This is a genomic window from Roseomonas sp. CAU 1739, assembly GCF_039839775.1.
GTDB lineage: Bacteria > Pseudomonadota > Alphaproteobacteria > Acetobacterales > Acetobacteraceae > Neoroseomonas.
On the sequence record NZ_JBDOQQ010000023.1, the window covers coordinates 54,343 to 67,793 of the forward strand.

At 68.3% G+C, this 13,451-nt stretch carries 13 protein-coding genes and 1 pseudogene; 4 read left to right on the top strand and 10 right to left on the bottom strand.

Annotated features, from left to right (window positions below; translation table 11 throughout):
• The first annotated feature begins 74 nt into the window (after positions 1-74).
• The gene (gene prpF / locus AAFN86_RS26395) at positions 75-1,256 is read left to right on the top strand and encodes a 2-methylaconitate cis-trans isomerase PrpF (protein WP_347546603.1); all 1,182 of its coding nucleotides are present in this window, start codon (positions 75-77) and stop codon (positions 1,254-1,256) included.
• A 110-nt stretch (positions 1,257-1,366) separates the two neighbouring features.
• Here prpF and AAFN86_RS26400 read toward each other — a convergent pair whose 3' ends face one another.
• Genes AAFN86_RS26400 through AAFN86_RS26415 form a run of 4 tightly spaced genes read right to left on the bottom strand, consistent with a single transcriptional unit; the run spans position 1,367 to position 6,344 of the window.
• On the bottom strand, positions 1,367-2,122 hold the full coding sequence (locus tag AAFN86_RS26400) for a DUF1028 domain-containing protein (protein WP_347546604.1): 756 nt from the start codon (positions 2,120-2,122) through the stop codon (positions 1,367-1,369).
• 22 nt (positions 2,123-2,144) lie between these two features.
• Positions 2,145-3,455, bottom strand: a complete 1,311-nt coding sequence (locus tag AAFN86_RS26405; protein ID WP_347546605.1) for an FAD-binding oxidoreductase — start codon at positions 3,453-3,455, stop codon at positions 2,145-2,147.
• Positions 3,452-5,047, bottom strand: a complete 1,596-nt coding sequence (locus AAFN86_RS26410) for an ABC transporter substrate-binding protein (protein ID WP_347546606.1) — start codon at positions 5,045-5,047, stop codon at positions 3,452-3,454. The genes AAFN86_RS26405 and AAFN86_RS26410 overlap by 4 nt, the downstream gene beginning before the upstream one ends.
• Positions 5,048-5,084: 37 nt before the next feature.
• Positions 5,085-6,344, bottom strand: coding sequence for a M20/M25/M40 family metallo-hydrolase (locus AAFN86_RS26415; protein ID WP_347546607.1), 1,260 nt, complete (start codon positions 6,342-6,344; stop codon positions 5,085-5,087).
• Between the two features lie 99 nt (positions 6,345-6,443).
• Here AAFN86_RS26415 and AAFN86_RS26420 point away from each other — a divergent pair, with 99 nt between their 5' ends.
• A complete protein-coding gene (locus AAFN86_RS26420) occupies positions 6,444-7,502 on the top strand; it encodes a LacI family DNA-binding transcriptional regulator (protein ID WP_347546608.1) in 1,059 nt (352 codons plus the stop codon).
• A gap of 216 nt (positions 7,503-7,718) precedes the next feature.
• On the opposite strand, the gene AAFN86_RS26425 is transcribed toward AAFN86_RS26420, so the two are convergent.
• The 4 genes from AAFN86_RS26425 to AAFN86_RS26440 are packed head-to-tail and all read right to left on the bottom strand — an operon-like array spanning position 7,719 to position 11,603.
• The gene (locus AAFN86_RS26425; protein WP_347546609.1) at positions 7,719-8,702 is read right to left on the bottom strand and encodes a tripartite tricarboxylate transporter substrate binding protein; all 984 of its coding nucleotides are present in this window, start codon (positions 8,700-8,702) and stop codon (positions 7,719-7,721) included.
• On the bottom strand, positions 8,699-9,724 hold the full coding sequence (locus tag AAFN86_RS26430) for an NAD(P)-dependent oxidoreductase (protein ID WP_347546610.1): 1,026 nt from the start codon (positions 9,722-9,724) through the stop codon (positions 8,699-8,701). Before AAFN86_RS26430 ends, AAFN86_RS26425 begins: the two co-directional genes overlap by 4 nt.
• Positions 9,721-10,608 (bottom strand): amidohydrolase family protein, encoded by an 888-nt coding sequence (locus AAFN86_RS26435; RefSeq protein WP_347546611.1) that lies wholly within the window; start codon positions 10,606-10,608, stop codon positions 9,721-9,723. The genes AAFN86_RS26430 and AAFN86_RS26435 overlap by 4 nt, the downstream gene beginning before the upstream one ends.
• Positions 10,605-11,603: a tripartite tricarboxylate transporter substrate binding protein gene (locus AAFN86_RS26440; protein WP_347546612.1), complete on the bottom strand. Its 999-nt coding sequence runs from the start codon at positions 11,601-11,603 to the stop codon at positions 10,605-10,607. The genes AAFN86_RS26435 and AAFN86_RS26440 overlap by 4 nt, the downstream gene beginning before the upstream one ends.
• Positions 11,604-11,809: 206 nt before the next feature.
• Here AAFN86_RS26440 and AAFN86_RS26445 point away from each other — a divergent pair, with 206 nt between their 5' ends.
• Both AAFN86_RS26445 and AAFN86_RS26450 read left to right on the top strand, forming a co-directional pair.
• On the top strand, positions 11,810-12,421 hold the full coding sequence (locus AAFN86_RS26445; protein ID WP_347546613.1) for a GntR family transcriptional regulator: 612 nt from the start codon (positions 11,810-11,812) through the stop codon (positions 12,419-12,421).
• A 143-nt stretch (positions 12,422-12,564) separates the two neighbouring features.
• Positions 12,565-12,720: a hypothetical protein gene (locus AAFN86_RS26450; protein WP_347546614.1), complete on the top strand. Its 156-nt coding sequence runs from the start codon at positions 12,565-12,567 to the stop codon at positions 12,718-12,720.
• 61 nt (positions 12,721-12,781) lie between these two features.
• Here the strand turns inward: AAFN86_RS26450 and AAFN86_RS26455 are convergent, their stop codons facing one another.
• Both AAFN86_RS26455 and AAFN86_RS26460 read right to left on the bottom strand, forming a co-directional pair.
• Entirely contained in the window at positions 12,782-13,147 is a 366-nt protein-coding gene (locus tag AAFN86_RS26455; RefSeq protein WP_347546615.1) for a hypothetical protein, read from the bottom strand.
• A gap of 202 nt (positions 13,148-13,349) precedes the next feature.
• Positions 13,350-13,451 (bottom strand): annotated as a pseudogene (locus AAFN86_RS26460) (IS5/IS1182 family transposase); the annotation flags it as partial.

Genomic DNA, 13,451 nt, shown 5'->3' on the forward strand with positions numbered 1-13,451 from the left:
AACTGGCGCGCCGGCGCCTTCCGCAATTGCCGGCGCGCGGTATTCTTTGCTCAACGTACTCGCAGGAAGCGGCCATGGCACACGCACCCCAGATCAGGATCCCCGCCACCTACATGCGCGGCGGCACCAGCAAAGGCGTCTTCTTCGTGCTGGACGACCTGCCGGAGGTCGCGCGCGTTCCTGGCCCCGCTCGTGACCGCCTGCTCCTACGCGTGATCGGCAGCCCTGACCCCTATGGCAAGCAGACCGACGGCATGGGCGCCGCTACCTCCAGCACGAGCAAGACCGTGATCCTGAGCCCCAGCACGCGGCCGGACCACGACGTGGACTACCTGTTCGGCCAGGTCTCGATCGACAAGCCCTTCGTCGATTGGACCGGCAATTGCGGCAACCTCTCCGCTGCGGTCGGCCCCTTCGCGATCCGCAACGGGCTGATCGATCCGTCCCGCGTGCCACGTGACGGCATCGCGGTCGTACGCATCTGGCAGGCCAATATCGGCAAGACCATCATCTCCCACGTCCCGATGACGGCCGGCGAGGTGCAGGAGACCGGCGATTTCGAGTTGGACGGCGTGACCTTCCCGGCCGCGGAGGTCCGCCTGGAATTCATGGATCCGGCGGAAGAGGGGGATGGCGGTTCGATGTTCCCCACCGGTAACCTGGTGGACATGCTGAACGTGCCCGGCATCGGCACCTTCAAGGCGACAATGATCAATTCGGGCATCCCGACGATCTTCCTCGAAGCGGATGCCATCGGCTACCGCGGCACCGAGCTGCAGGACGACATCAACGGCGATGCGGCGGCGCTGGCGCGGCTGGAGACGATCCGCGCGCATGGCGCGGTGCGCATGGGCCTGATCAACTCGGTCGATGAGGCTGCGCAGCGCCAGCACACGCCAAAGGTCGCCTGGGTCTCCGGCCCGCGCGACTACGTGTCATCCAGCGGCAAGGCGATCGGCACGGGCGACGTCGATCTGCTGGTGCGTGCGATGTCCATGGGCAAGCTGCACCACGCCATGATGGGCACGGCTTCGGTCGCCATCGCGACGGCGGCCGGGGTGCCTGGCACGTTGGTCAACCTCGCAGCCGGCGGTGGTGAGCGCGAATCCGTGTGCTTCGGGCACCCTTCCGGCACGTTGCGCGTCGGTTCGCAGGCGAGCGAGGTGGGTGGGCAGTGGACGGTGACCAAGGCCATCATGAGCCGCAGCGCGCGCGTGCTGATGCAGGGCTGGGTGCACGTCCCGTTCGACGGTTAGGACCGGTTCCTATCGTGTAACCGCGCCCCCAAAGCGCGACATCATGCGATGGAGTTGCAAGGGCATCTGCGCCCACACCTTCTCCATCGCCGCCACCTTCACCTTCCGGCTCAGCCCGTCGATCCTGAACCGGAGCTGACAGCGTCACCTGCCGCGCCGAGAAGGACCCGCGCCCGCCGTTCCGCCGCTGCCGTCGCCGCCTGGCGTTCCGCCAGCGGCCGCACCTCGGCCGGACGCAGGACCTGGGTGACGTAGTGCTCCACCTCGGGCTCATACAGGATCCAAAGCCGGCGGAGCGCCCGCAACGGCTGCTCCTCATAATCCACGCGCAGATCGACCAGGGGCCAGTTCTGCTTGTCCGCGATCAGCAACGCCGCGGACATGATCGGCTGGGTCTCGCCGCCCGCCGCCAGCCCGGCATCAACGCCGGCCAGAAGGCGTTCCGCAAACGGCAGGCCTCGCGCAGCCTCATAGCCAGCGACCACCGCACGCGGCACGTCATTGCTGGCGATGACATTGCCGATCGAAACGCACCCCGCCCCTTCGGCGCCGGCGTTGAAGCCCTTGATGTCCGTCCCGCAATGGAAGGCCGTGCCCCCGTCACGATCGACCACACCGACTTGCCGGAATTGGGGGAACTCGCTTTGCGCGACCAGCGCGTCCACGGCCTCCCGCGCACTGCGGCCCTGCGCCAGCAGGTCGAGCCCGAGCGGCCCCAGGCGAATATCGCTGCGATACTGTGAGGTCACCGCACCGACGCCAGCGCGCACCCAGGGGCAGCGATTGCCCACCGCGATGGAGGAAGTGGTGATGGCGATGCCGAACATCCCGGTTTCCGGGCAGCGCGCGGCGATAGAAAACGTCATGGGTGACAGTCCTTCATGGTCATCAATGCGCGGCCCAGCGCGCGGCGCGGTCGCGGATGTCGTACCAGGCGGTCAGCGGCGCCATGAACCAGGGTGATCCCGTGTAGAACGACGATGTCGGGAAATCGCCACGGGCGAAACCCGTGGTTGCGTCGGCCGACCCGGTCACCGCGGCCGCCGCCTTGCGCCCGAGATAGGTCTGCATGACCACGCCGGAGCCATTGCAACCCAGGATGTAGTGCACGCCGTCATGGCGTCCGATGCGCGGCAGGCGATCGAAGGTGAAGGCGACCATGCCGCCCCAGGCATGGCTGACGCGCGTGCCGGCGAGCTCGGGAAACAGACCGCGCAGGATGCGGTGCAATCCCGCTGCAACCTTGCGCGGATCGGCATGGTCGCGCGCGGAGGCACGACCACCGACCAGCAACCGATCGCCATCCGGTGAACGCCGGAAGGCGTAGGCCAATTGGCGTGTGTCATTCACCAGGCGGTGTTTGGGGATAAGGCGGTCGAGCGTTTCGCGCGGCAGCCGCTCCGTCGCGATCATGTAGCTTCCGACGGGAATGACGCGGCGCCGGAACCAGCCGAATTCGCGGCCGGTATGGGCGTTGGTCGCCAGGATCACGTCACGTGCTGCAATCGCCCCGCGCGTGGTCTGCACCCTCAGGCCAGCCCCATCACGATCGATGGACCGCACCGGCGTCTGCGGCACGACCACCACGCCGGCGGCGACCGCCGCATCGAGCAATCCCTTGTGCAGCAGCGCCGGATGCAGGCTGCCATCATCCGGCAGCAGCATCGCGCCGCGATGCAGGTCGCTGTCCACTTCGGCGCGCAAGGCGGCCCGGTCCAACATCTCGGCGCGGATGCCGACCTTGCCGGACAGGAAGCGGCTCAGCCCCTCCAGCCGCCGCATGTCCCGCGGCGTCCAGGCGCAGACCAGGCGCCCGCTCTGGCGCAGGTCGCAGGCGATGCCTTCCGTCTGCACGAAGTCGCGGAACCAGCCATAGGCGTCGCGCGTCTCGTGCATCAGCCCGAGCGCGACGTCCTCGCCAAGCGCTGCCGCCAACGCCGCGTAACCCTGTCGCAGCCGCCCGCCGATCATGCCGACCGAACGCGTGCTCGCGCCCCAGCCGGGGTTCCGCGCCTCAATAACGCAGACGGATCGCCCGGCCCGTGCGGCCGCGATCGCCGCGGAAAGACCGGCATAGCCAGCACCGACGACAGCAAGGTCCGTCTGCGCTGGAAGCGCGACCTCGGTCGCATCGGATGGCGGTGCAGCGCGCCACCAATACGGATCCGGAGAGAAGTCGGGCGCGAGGATATCCTTCACCGTGCGATCCGCAGATCCAGTCCCTTGTAGACCCCGCAATTGTAGATGCCGTGCACCTTCGCCCCCGCGATACGCTGGTTGACGAAAAGGAACAGCTTCTCATGGGCGATCGGGATCACGACCGCGTTGTCCGCGACGATGCCTTGGACCTTGCCATAGGCGTCGGCGCGATCGGCCTCGTTCAGTGCCACCTGGCCGGCATTCAGCAGGTCGTCGGTCCGCTGGTCGCGCCATTGGGTGCGGTTCGGCGCAGGGATGTTCCTGGAATGGAAGGGCATCAACGCCTCGCCCGCGGTGCCGTAGGGCTGGAACAGCGCATAGGCGTCGTAGTTGGGCGAACTGTTGATCTGCGCCATCGCCGCTGCGGGCTCAGGCATCAGCAGCCGCAGCTCAATCCCGACATTGCGCATGTAGCCTTGGATGGCACCGAGGCGGGACCGCCAGCCAGGCGTATTCGCCGCGATGATCTCGGGCGACAGGCGCTTGCCGTCCTTCACCCGGATGCCGTCGCCGCCACGCACCCAGCCGGCCTGGTCGAGCAGGACATCAGCCGCCGCGCGGTCGAAGCGCACGCGCCCCGCCTCGGAGAAATCCAGCGTGCCCGGATTGATGTAGGACCACCCAACCCCCGCCTGGCCGAACCACAGCGTGCGCACCAACTCCTCGCGGTTGATGCACAGGCTCATCGCCTGCCGCACGCGGACGTCGCTGGTGAACTCCCGGTTGGTGCGAAGGCCAAGAAAGGCGCTGTAGTTGGAAACGCGCGGTTCCTGCACGGTCAGCCGCGGATTGCGACGGAGCTGGTCCACCGCCCATTCCGGCGCGACATAGGTGATGTCGCCACCACCGGTCATGGTCGAGGCGACAATGGTCGATTCTTCCGGAACCACCTGCCAGATCACCTGGCGCACCAGCGCCGGGCCGCGATTCTCGTAGATCGCGGGGCCCCAGCGATAAGCCTCGTGCCGGTTGAGCACGACGCGGTCGCGCGGCCGCCATTCGCCCCAGCGGAAGGGACCGGTGCCGTTCAGCGTGCGCGAGCCGTACTCGGCACCAAGGGCGGTCACCTCCTCGCGGTCGATGATGGCGCCGAAGCTCTGTGCGAGTTGCAGCAGCAATTCGTTGTAGGGGCGTTCGAGGATGTACTCGACCGTAAAGGGGCCGGTCGCCCGGATCGACTTCACCGCGCCGGCACGCCAGGCGGCCGGCGAGCGCGTCGCGGGATCCACCAGGCGATTCAGCGAGAACACCACGTCATCCGCCACCATCTTCCGGCCGCTATGGAAGGTGACGTCGTCCCGCAACTCGAAGATGTAGGTCAGGCCATCGGGCGAGATCGTCCATGATTTGGCGAGCAGCGGATGGACGGTCTTCTGGTCGTCCTCCAGCGCCACCAGCGTGTCGGTGATCATGAACAGGATCTCGGCGGCGCCGCGACCGGTGACCTTGTGCGGATCGAAGCCGACGGAGTCGTTGCGGACGAGAATGCTGACTGCCTCACGATTGGCCTGGGCCGCGGCCTGCCCGGCGCGCCCCAGCAGCAGCGCCGCGGTGGCAAGCCCCGCCTTCACCCCATCCCTGCGCTTCATCATCGCGTGATCCCTTGTCCCGGTTGCCGAGAATGCCCGCTCAGCGGGTCAGAAAATCGAAGGCCGACAACGCATGGACGCGCAGGACATGCATCATCTCCTCCACGGTCACATGCTCGTCGCGGCGCCCCATCGTGCGAGGCGAGGGGCCGTAGAGGTAGGCCGGCACGCCGCGCCAGCGCCAATACCGCGCATCGGAACCGCCAAGGCTCACGATGGCGGGCGGGCGCACGCCGCGCAGCACCTCCACATTGTCACGCAGGATGGTGGCCATCTCGCCATCGGGATCGCACCAGCTGGAATCGTAGCTGTGGTCGGGACGTTCGGAGAAGCCGGCCTCGGGGTGGCGCGCAATGATGGCCCGGAAGGCATCCATCACCGTGCCGCGGTCGAGTCCAGGCGGGACGCGGATCTCCACCTCCATCACGCATTCATCCGGCAGGATGTTGATCTTCAACCCGCCGCGGATTGTGCCGATATTGACCGTGGCCTTGTCCACGATCGACGGGGCGCCGGCGCCGAGGCTTTCCTCCATCGCGCGCCTTGCGTCGGCCGAGGCGAGGAGCGCCGCGACCTGCGGCGGCAAGTCCGACCGGAGTTTCGTGATCTCCTCGAATTCCGCCATCAACTGGCCGGCGATCTTGATGGCGCTGGCGCTGAGGTGCGGGTAGGCACCATGCGCGCCCGGCGTGCGGATGGTCACCGCCAGCCGCAACGTGCCCTTCTCGGCGAAGCGGACGGTGGCAAGACCGCTCGGCTCACCATTCAGGCAGCAATCGCCGAGGACCTCCTCCGGGCAGTTCTCCATCAGGTATTTCGTGCCCCACCGGCCGCCCGTCTCCTCGTCGGACACGATCGTCAGAGTCAGCTTTCCGCGCAGCGCCGCACGCAGCCGGCTAAGATAAAGGTACGTGAAGATCGACGCCGTGGTGCCGCACTTCATATCTGCGGCGCCGCGGCCGTAGATGCGTCCGTCCTCGACGGCGCCGCTCCATTGGCCGCGATCGCCGGGCAGGTCCTCGATCGCCGGAAACACGTCCATGTGCCCGTTCAGGACCAGGTGCCGGCCCGGTGCGCCGCCGTCGATCGTGCCAACGAGGTTGGGCAGGTCGTCCCGCGCCGCGACGATGCGGTGCGGCAGGCCCTCGCGCGCGAGAAGGTCGGTGACAAACGCGCAGGCCTCGCGGGTGTCGCCCGGAGGGTTGGGAGACTTCGCCCGCAGGAAACCGCTCAGGAAGGCGACGATCCGATCCTGGTCGGCGTCGATCCACTCTCGCAACTGTCGCCTAGCGTCCTGCATCGGGTCCTCGCGACTGGAAGCCGGCGTGATCATGAGGTATGTTAGCGCTAACGCAAGAGGGAATATCCCGGCGTTGCACAGGCGGGCCGCTCGACGAAGATGGCGGGCTGGCGGGCGGAGGGCAGCGACATCACCAAGCGGATGACGAAGCGGATCGGCGGCTGGGCCCGCATGGCCGATGTGGCGAAGCTGGCTGGCGTCTCGATGATGACGGTGTCCCGCGCCTATCAGGGGAACGGACGTGTCTCCGACGCCACCCGCGCTCGCATTGCCGAGGCGGCCGCCACACTTGGCTATGTGCCGAACCTCGCCGCGGCGCAGCTGTCCTCCCAGCGCAGCCGCGTAATCGCGGCCACCATTCCCTCGCTCTCGCATTCGCAGTTCGCCATCACGCTGCAGGGCCTCGCCGACCCGTTCCGTGAAGCGGGCTACCAGTTGCTGATCGCCGATTGCGGATACTCGGCGGAGGAGGAATTGCGCGCCGTTTCCACCGTGCTGGGTCATCGTCCCGATGGCCTCGTCGCCATCGGCGTCGACCACTGTCCGGCAGCGCGGGACATGATCTGCAACGCGCGCATCCCAGTGGTCGAGACCTGGGATCTCGATCAGCCGGTGATGGACATGGCGGTCGGCTTCTCCAACCGCCTCGCGGCCTGCCGCATGACGGAATACCTAATCGCCGGGGGACGTCGGAGCATCGGCTACATCGACTTCCCGGCGCCCGTCGTCCGGCGCTTCATGGAACGTCGCCGCGGCTTCCTGGATGCGATGGGCGCGGCCGGGCTGCGCAGCGACATCGTCCTCGACGCCGGCCAAGGACCATCCGGCTATGCGCGCGGGCGGGAGGGTGCCGCCCATCTGCTCGAATGCGAACCGGATCTCGACGCCATTTTCTGCGCGACGGATGCGCATGGCGTGGGCGCGTTGTTGGAATGCCAGCGACGGGGCCTCTCGGTCCCTGGACGCATCGCGGTCACCGGCATCGGCGACTTCGACATCGCCGCCGAGATACCGCCCGGCCTCACCACCGTCCGCCTGCATGCGCGCGAGATCGGCCGCCAGGCCGCCGGGCTCATGCTGCGGCGGCTCGAAGGCGACACCGCAGGCGACAAGGTTCTCGATCTTGGCTTCGAACTTGTCGTACGTGGCAGCGCCTAGGGTGGTGACGCCGAGGGCATTCGGCATCGACGCGTTCTCCATCGATCAGCACAGCACGCATGCGATCTGCGCCAGGCGAGGGAAGCAGCGGCGATATGCCGCATTGGCCTGCCGGCCGGCACGCGGGCGTTGCACGGCCGCTGCGTGACGGAGATGTGTAGGCCCACGCAAACAGGTCTTGCGAGATGGTGTGCAACGTGGCTGGCGCGGCGAGCCTCAATCCGCAGTGATCCCCGCGCGGCGGACCACGCCGACCCATTTCTCGATCTCGCTACGCTGATACGCCGCAAGCTGCTCGGGTCCGGCAACGAAGGGCTCCATGCCGAGCTCGTTCAGCCGGCCGCGTATCTCGACCATCCCGAGTACCTTCCGCGTCGCCTCGTCCAGCCGGGCGATGATCGCCGCCGGCGTGCCAGCGGGGACGTAGAAGCCAACCCAGGTGCTGGCATCGAAGCCGGCCACGGTCCCGGCGATCGGCGGAACCCCCGGCAATTCCGCGAGACTGTGCGGCGCGCTGACGCCCAGCGCGCGCAACCGGCCGCCACGGATCTGCGGCAGAGCCGAGGGCACCGTGTCGATCATCACATCCACCTGTCCCGCCAGCAGTGCCGAGGCCGCCGGCGCCGGGCTGCGGAACGGCACATGCAGCATGTCCACCCCGGCGAGCGACTTGAACAGCTCACCCGCCAGATGGCTGGTCGTGCCGTTGCCACCTGATCCGTAGCTCAGCTTGCCCGGCTCGGCGCGGGCCAGCGCGACGAGTTCCGAAACGCTGTTCGCGCGGACCGATGGGTGCACCACCAGCACCAGATACCCGCTCGACACAGCCGAGACGGCGGCGAAGCTGCGGATCGGGTCATAGGGCAGCGTGCGGTACAATCCGACATTGATCGCGTGCGTGCTGATGGTGCCGAGCAGGATCGTGTATCCATCCGGAGCGGCCTGCGCCGCGGCTTCCGTGCCGATCAGCCCCGCCGCGCCGGCGCGGTTCTCGACCACGACGGGTTGGCCGAGCTCGACGGAGAGCGCTTGCGCCATGACCCGGCCGGCAATGTCGGTGAAGCCGCCAGGCGCGAAGGCAACGATCATGCGGATAGGCCGGGTCGGCCAGCGCGCCGCTTCCTGCGCCTGAAGCGGTGCCGTCGCGAAGCCGGTGAGGGCGGCCATGCCGCCAAGGGTCGCGCGCCTGCCGATGGTCATGGATGCTCTCCTTCTGAAGTGGCCGGCTTCAACCGGCCGAGGCGATAGGCCGCTGCTGGATTGATGGCGCCCTCGGGCAGCCGCGCTTCGCCCAGGGCGCTGACCTGCTTCACCGTGTGCATGGCCTGATGCGCGCGGGCTTCGCGCGTCGTGCCGCCAATATGCGGCGTCGCAACGACATCGGTCCGGCAGGCCAGACGTGGCGACGGCATCTGGTCCGGCGCGCTGCCGACGTCGAGGCCGGCGCCACGCAGATGCCCGCGATCCAGCGCCGCTTCCAGCGCCGCCTCATCCACCAGTTCGCCGCGGGACAGGTTGATGAAGATCGCGCCGCGCTTCATCGCCTGGAACGCGTGCGCGCCGAACAGGCCGGCAGTTTCCGGCGTCGATGCCGCGAGACACACGATGAAATCCGACCTCGCCAGCATGGTCGCGAACGGCACCGCCTCGACGCCGGCATCGGCGATGGCCGCGTGTGGATCGCAGGCCAGAACCTTCATGCCAAGCCCCGTCGCGATCTCCGCAAGCCGGCGCGCGATACGTCCATATCCCGCAATGCCAAGGGCGGCCCCCTTGAGCTGCACGCCGCCCATGGCGCGCGGTACGCCGCCTGCCCGGTAGATCGTCGCTGCCCGCGACACGCCGCGCGCGAGGTCGATCATCATCCCGAGACCCAGTTCCGCCACGGCGTCGTTGAAGCCTGGCGACACCCGTGTCACCAGCACCCCCTGCGCCGACGCGGCCGCGAGGTCGATGGTGGAGACATCGACGGCCGCACGCAGGAAGGCGACGAGGTCGGGTGCCGCCGCGAAAGTCTCCGCCAGGCCCGGCGTGGCGCGGTGCGCGATGATCGCCTGGCAATCCGCCGCGGCTTCCGCCAGATCCCGTCCTGCCAGCACAACGCCACTGCGGTTGAACACGACATCCGCGCAATCCTGCAGTGCATCCAGCGCCGTCGCCGCGAATGCATCCGGCAGTTGCTCCGCGGTATGGCTCAGGAACACGCGCAGCCGGCGCGTCACGCCGCGAAGCCATAAAGCGCGGCCGGATTGGTGACGAGGATGGCGTGGCGCAGCGCCTCGCCCGGCGCCCAGTCGCCGAGGCGATCGAACAGCGCGGCATCGTCGGGCAGCGGCTTCTCGCCGGCGGTGGCGGATGGGTGCGGCCAGTCGGTTCCCCAGACCAACCGCTCCGGCGCCGCGGCGATCCAGGCGCGCGCGACCTCGCCGGTATCCGCATAATCCGGCGCGCCGGTCCTGGTGTCGTGATAGGCGCCCGACAACTTCACCCAGCAGCGCCCGCCATCGACCAGCCGCCGCAACGCCCGCCAGGCCGGATGGCCAATCCCAGCAGGTTGCGGCAGCCGGCCCAGATGGTCGATGACCACCGGCACCGGCAGCCTGCCGAGGAGTGGCACCATCTCCAGATAGAGATCGCCCGGCATATGCACCTGCACATGCCAGCCGAGCGGCGCGACGCGGCGCGCGAGATGGTCCAGCTCCTCGGGCGAAGGGCCGCCGCTGCGGGCAAGGTTGAATCGGATGCCGCGCACACCGAGCGCATCCATCTCGCGCAGCGCAGCGTCGGTGACGTCGCGCCCGACCACGGCGATCCCTCGTGCCGCCTCGCCGCACTGACGCAGCGCGTCGAGCAGACAGCGATTGTCGGTGCCGTAGCTCGAGGGCTGCACGATCACGCAGCGCGTCGTGCCGATGCGCACTTGGAGCGGGCGGTAGTCCACCACCGTCGCCTCGGCCGGGCGCAGGGACGCGGCCGGGTCGTAGGGAAACCGGTGGTCGTAGATGTGGATATGGCAATCGGCGGCGCCCAGCGGCGCCCGCCATCGCGCTGCCTGGTCGCCGGCGGAGAAGGGCGCCGAGGCCTCGCCCGGCGCGGCCGCGGTCATGGCCGCAGCCCGGCAATCGCCGCCCCGCGCCGGGCCAGCTCCGCTTCATGCTGGAGCACGCGGGTGAGGCCGGCCGGCGTCGCCTCCTCGGCCGAGGCGACCTCGGTGCCCATCTCGCGCAGCCGTGCGATGACGCCAGGGTCGGCAATGGCCATCGCCAGCGCGTCGCGCAACGTGGCGACGACATCGGCGGCCGTGCCCGCCGGGACCAGCAGCGCGGTATAGCTGCCGGCGGTATAGTCGGGCAGACCGGCCTCGATGAAGGTCGGCAGGTCGCCCGCGACCGGAGAGCGCTGCGCGGAGCCGATGGCGAGGATGCGGATGCGCCCCTCCCGATGCAGCGGCATGGCGGTGGAGATCTCGGTCATGGTGCTGGCGACGTTGCCGGCCATGAGGTCCGGGATCAGGTCGCCGCCGCTGCGATAGGGGACGTGGGTCATCCCTGCGCCCGAGGCGGCGTTGAACAGTTCCAGCGCGAGATGGGTCGAACTGCCCGTCCCCGCCGAGGCGATGGTGACCCGCCCGGGATTGGCTTTGGAGTAGGCAATGAGTTCAACGAGCGTCCGCGGCGGCAGCGCGGCGGTGACGGCCAGCACCAGCGGCGTGCGCGAGAGCAGCCCGATCGGCGCGAAGTCCCGCTCGGCGTCGTAGGGCAGGCTGGCCTGCACGGCGGGGTTCACCGAGAGCGGGCCGGTCGATCCGAACAGCACCGTGTAGCCATCCGGTCGAGCGCGAGCGACGGCGGTCGCGCCGATGCTGCCGCCGGCGCCGGCGCGGTTTTCCACCACCACGGGCTGGCCGAGCCTCGCGCTCATCACCGGGGCGATCAGCCGGGCGACGATGTCGGAATTCCCGCCCGGGGCAAAGGGGAGGATGATGCGCACCGGCCGATCCGGAAAACTCACGGCCAGCGCCGCGCCGGGAAGCACCAGCCCTGCGGCGAGGCCCGACGATCCGGTGGCGGCGGCCAGCAGAGTGCGGCGAAGGAACGTCATGGTCGTTTCCCCAGGGACGGCCCTCAACGGGGCCCGATTCGTTGATTGGACGCTGGCTGCCGCGAGCGGCGGCCTCAAGCAGCATAGGTAGCTTATTGTCGTTTGTCGACAAACTGCGGTTGGCGCGGTATTGACGACAGCAGGACGGGCAAGGGGGCAAGCGCATGAAACAGGATCCGCTGCCCATGCCTCTGCCCTATCACCTCATGGACCGGATCCGGCGCGGCATCATCTCCGGCCATCACCTGCCCGGAGCACCGCTGCGTGAACAGGCGCTGCAGGTCGAATACGGCTGCTCCCGCGCCCCCATCCGCGAAGCGCTGCGGCTCCTGGAACGGCGCGGCCTGGTGACGCACGAACCCCGGCACGGCTTCCGCGTGCGCGAGGCAAGCGCCGATGAGATTCGCCAGATCTACGAAGTCCGTGCGCTTCTCGAGAAGCAGGTGGTACTGGGACTGATCGGCCGCACGACGCCGACGCTGACCGCCGAACTACGCGCTGCCAACGCGACGATGAAGGCGCATCGTGCCGCAGGCGATGTTGAACGCTACATCGAAGCCAACATCGCCTTCCACGTCATCCTGCGCGCCCATGCGCCGAACGAGCCGCTCGGCCGCGCGCTCGACGTGGTGTACGAGATGGCGGAGCCGATGCGTCATGCCCTGCTGCAGAAGTCGCTGAAGACCAGCATGGCGGCGGAGCAACACGACGAGATCATTGCATTGATCGAGGCGGACCGCGTGGCTGACGCCGCCGAGGCCATGCATCGCCATGTATTCACAGGCCTGCCGGTCGCGCTGGGTGAATTGGAAGACTGACCGCACATTGCCGGAGGCAACCTGCGATCCGAACAGTGTCGGCGAGATCATGCCCGTCGCGCAGGCCGCCATCGTGCTGACCATGAAGCCTGACGGTCGTCGGTGACGAGGCTCAATCGATCCACGCGTTTCGTGCCGCAACGGTGCGCAATATTCTCGACTTCCCAAACTCATTCTATCCGCAGGCGGACATCATTGCGCTCGATCGCAACTATCGCTCCGCCAGTCTGGTCCTCGGCGCCGCCAATGCCTCCATCGGGCTCGCCAAGGAACGGTTCACGAAGAATGCAGCGACCTAGGCTTGTGACCGTCCGCGACGACTTGGAACAGGCGCGGCGCGACCACCCTCTTGCTGGCTGGTCACACCCAGGCCTCTGCGACACTCAGACCCTCCAGCGCGAGATGGCCCGCGCGGAAGCAGGTGATGGAGGCGTCGATGCGCCGCATGTCGGGCGGCGGGTCGTAAGCACGCGTCGGCCGAAGGCGAGACCCTGTCGTTGGTCCAACTCGCAGGTTCGTAGCCTCGCCGTTCATCGCGGCGCGCGCAGTCGTCCCCGGGAAGCGCCGATTTCCGGCTTCGAGGAGCCTCTTCGACGAGGCGTAGGACAGGCCCTTGGCGACGGCCTCGCTGGGGCAGAGCCCGGCGACGATGTCCTCGCCGCGCAGGCCTTCGGGGACGATACGGATCCTCTCCTTGGCCGCGCAGGTGAAGGCCTTCCGACGCATCGTCACTCTCCTGGAAGCTACGATGAGCCGGAAATGCTCCACGCCTCAACGCCGCCGTTCCGTCTCAGGGGTGATGACGCGGGACAGCGTGAAGGTGCGCGAGGCGGGTCCCATCGTCACGGTGGCCGCACCCGAAGGAATTGCGCTTCTCCGCCTTCCGGATTCAGGGCGCCGGATCACCTGCACTAGGTTCCGTGGACAGTTACCTGAGCCAAAGGATGGTGGCGGCGATGGTGACGACGGCGAGGAAGTTGCGGGCGGTCTTTTCGTAGCGTGTGGCGACGCGGCGGAACTGCTTGAGCTT

What these genes read in the sequence shown, in the direction of transcription:
- AAFN86_RS26435 (WP_347546611.1), bottom strand. Translation starts at nt 10,608, where the DNA reads ATGACCGCGGCCGCGCCGGGCGAGGCCTCGGCGCCCTTCTCCGCCGGC.
- AAFN86_RS26415 (WP_347546607.1), bottom strand. Translation starts at nt 6,344, where the DNA reads ATGCAGGACGCTAGGCGACAGTTGCGAGAGTGGATCGACGCCGACCAG.
- AAFN86_RS26410 (WP_347546606.1), bottom strand. Translation starts at nt 5,047, where the DNA reads ATGATGAAGCGCAGGGATGGGGTGAAGGCGGGGCTTGCCACCGCGGCG.
- AAFN86_RS26425 (WP_347546609.1), bottom strand. Translation starts at nt 8,702, where the DNA reads ATGACCATCGGCAGGCGCGCGACCCTTGGCGGCATGGCCGCCCTCACC.
- AAFN86_RS26455 (WP_347546615.1), bottom strand. Translation starts at nt 13,147, where the DNA reads ATGCGTCGGAAGGCCTTCACCTGCGCGGCCAAGGAGAGGATCCGTATC.
- AAFN86_RS26440 (WP_347546612.1), bottom strand. Translation starts at nt 11,603, where the DNA reads ATGACGTTCCTTCGCCGCACTCTGCTGGCCGCCGCCACCGGATCGTCG.
- prpF (WP_347546603.1), top strand. Translation starts at nt 75, where the DNA reads ATGGCACACGCACCCCAGATCAGGATCCCCGCCACCTACATGCGCGGC.
- AAFN86_RS26420 (WP_347546608.1), top strand. Translation starts at nt 6,444, where the DNA reads ATGGCGGGCTGGCGGGCGGAGGGCAGCGACATCACCAAGCGGATGACG.
- AAFN86_RS26400 (WP_347546604.1), bottom strand. Translation starts at nt 2,122, where the DNA reads ATGACGTTTTCTATCGCCGCGCGCTGCCCGGAAACCGGGATGTTCGGC.
- AAFN86_RS26445 (WP_347546613.1), top strand. Translation starts at nt 11,810, where the DNA reads ATGGACCGGATCCGGCGCGGCATCATCTCCGGCCATCACCTGCCCGGA.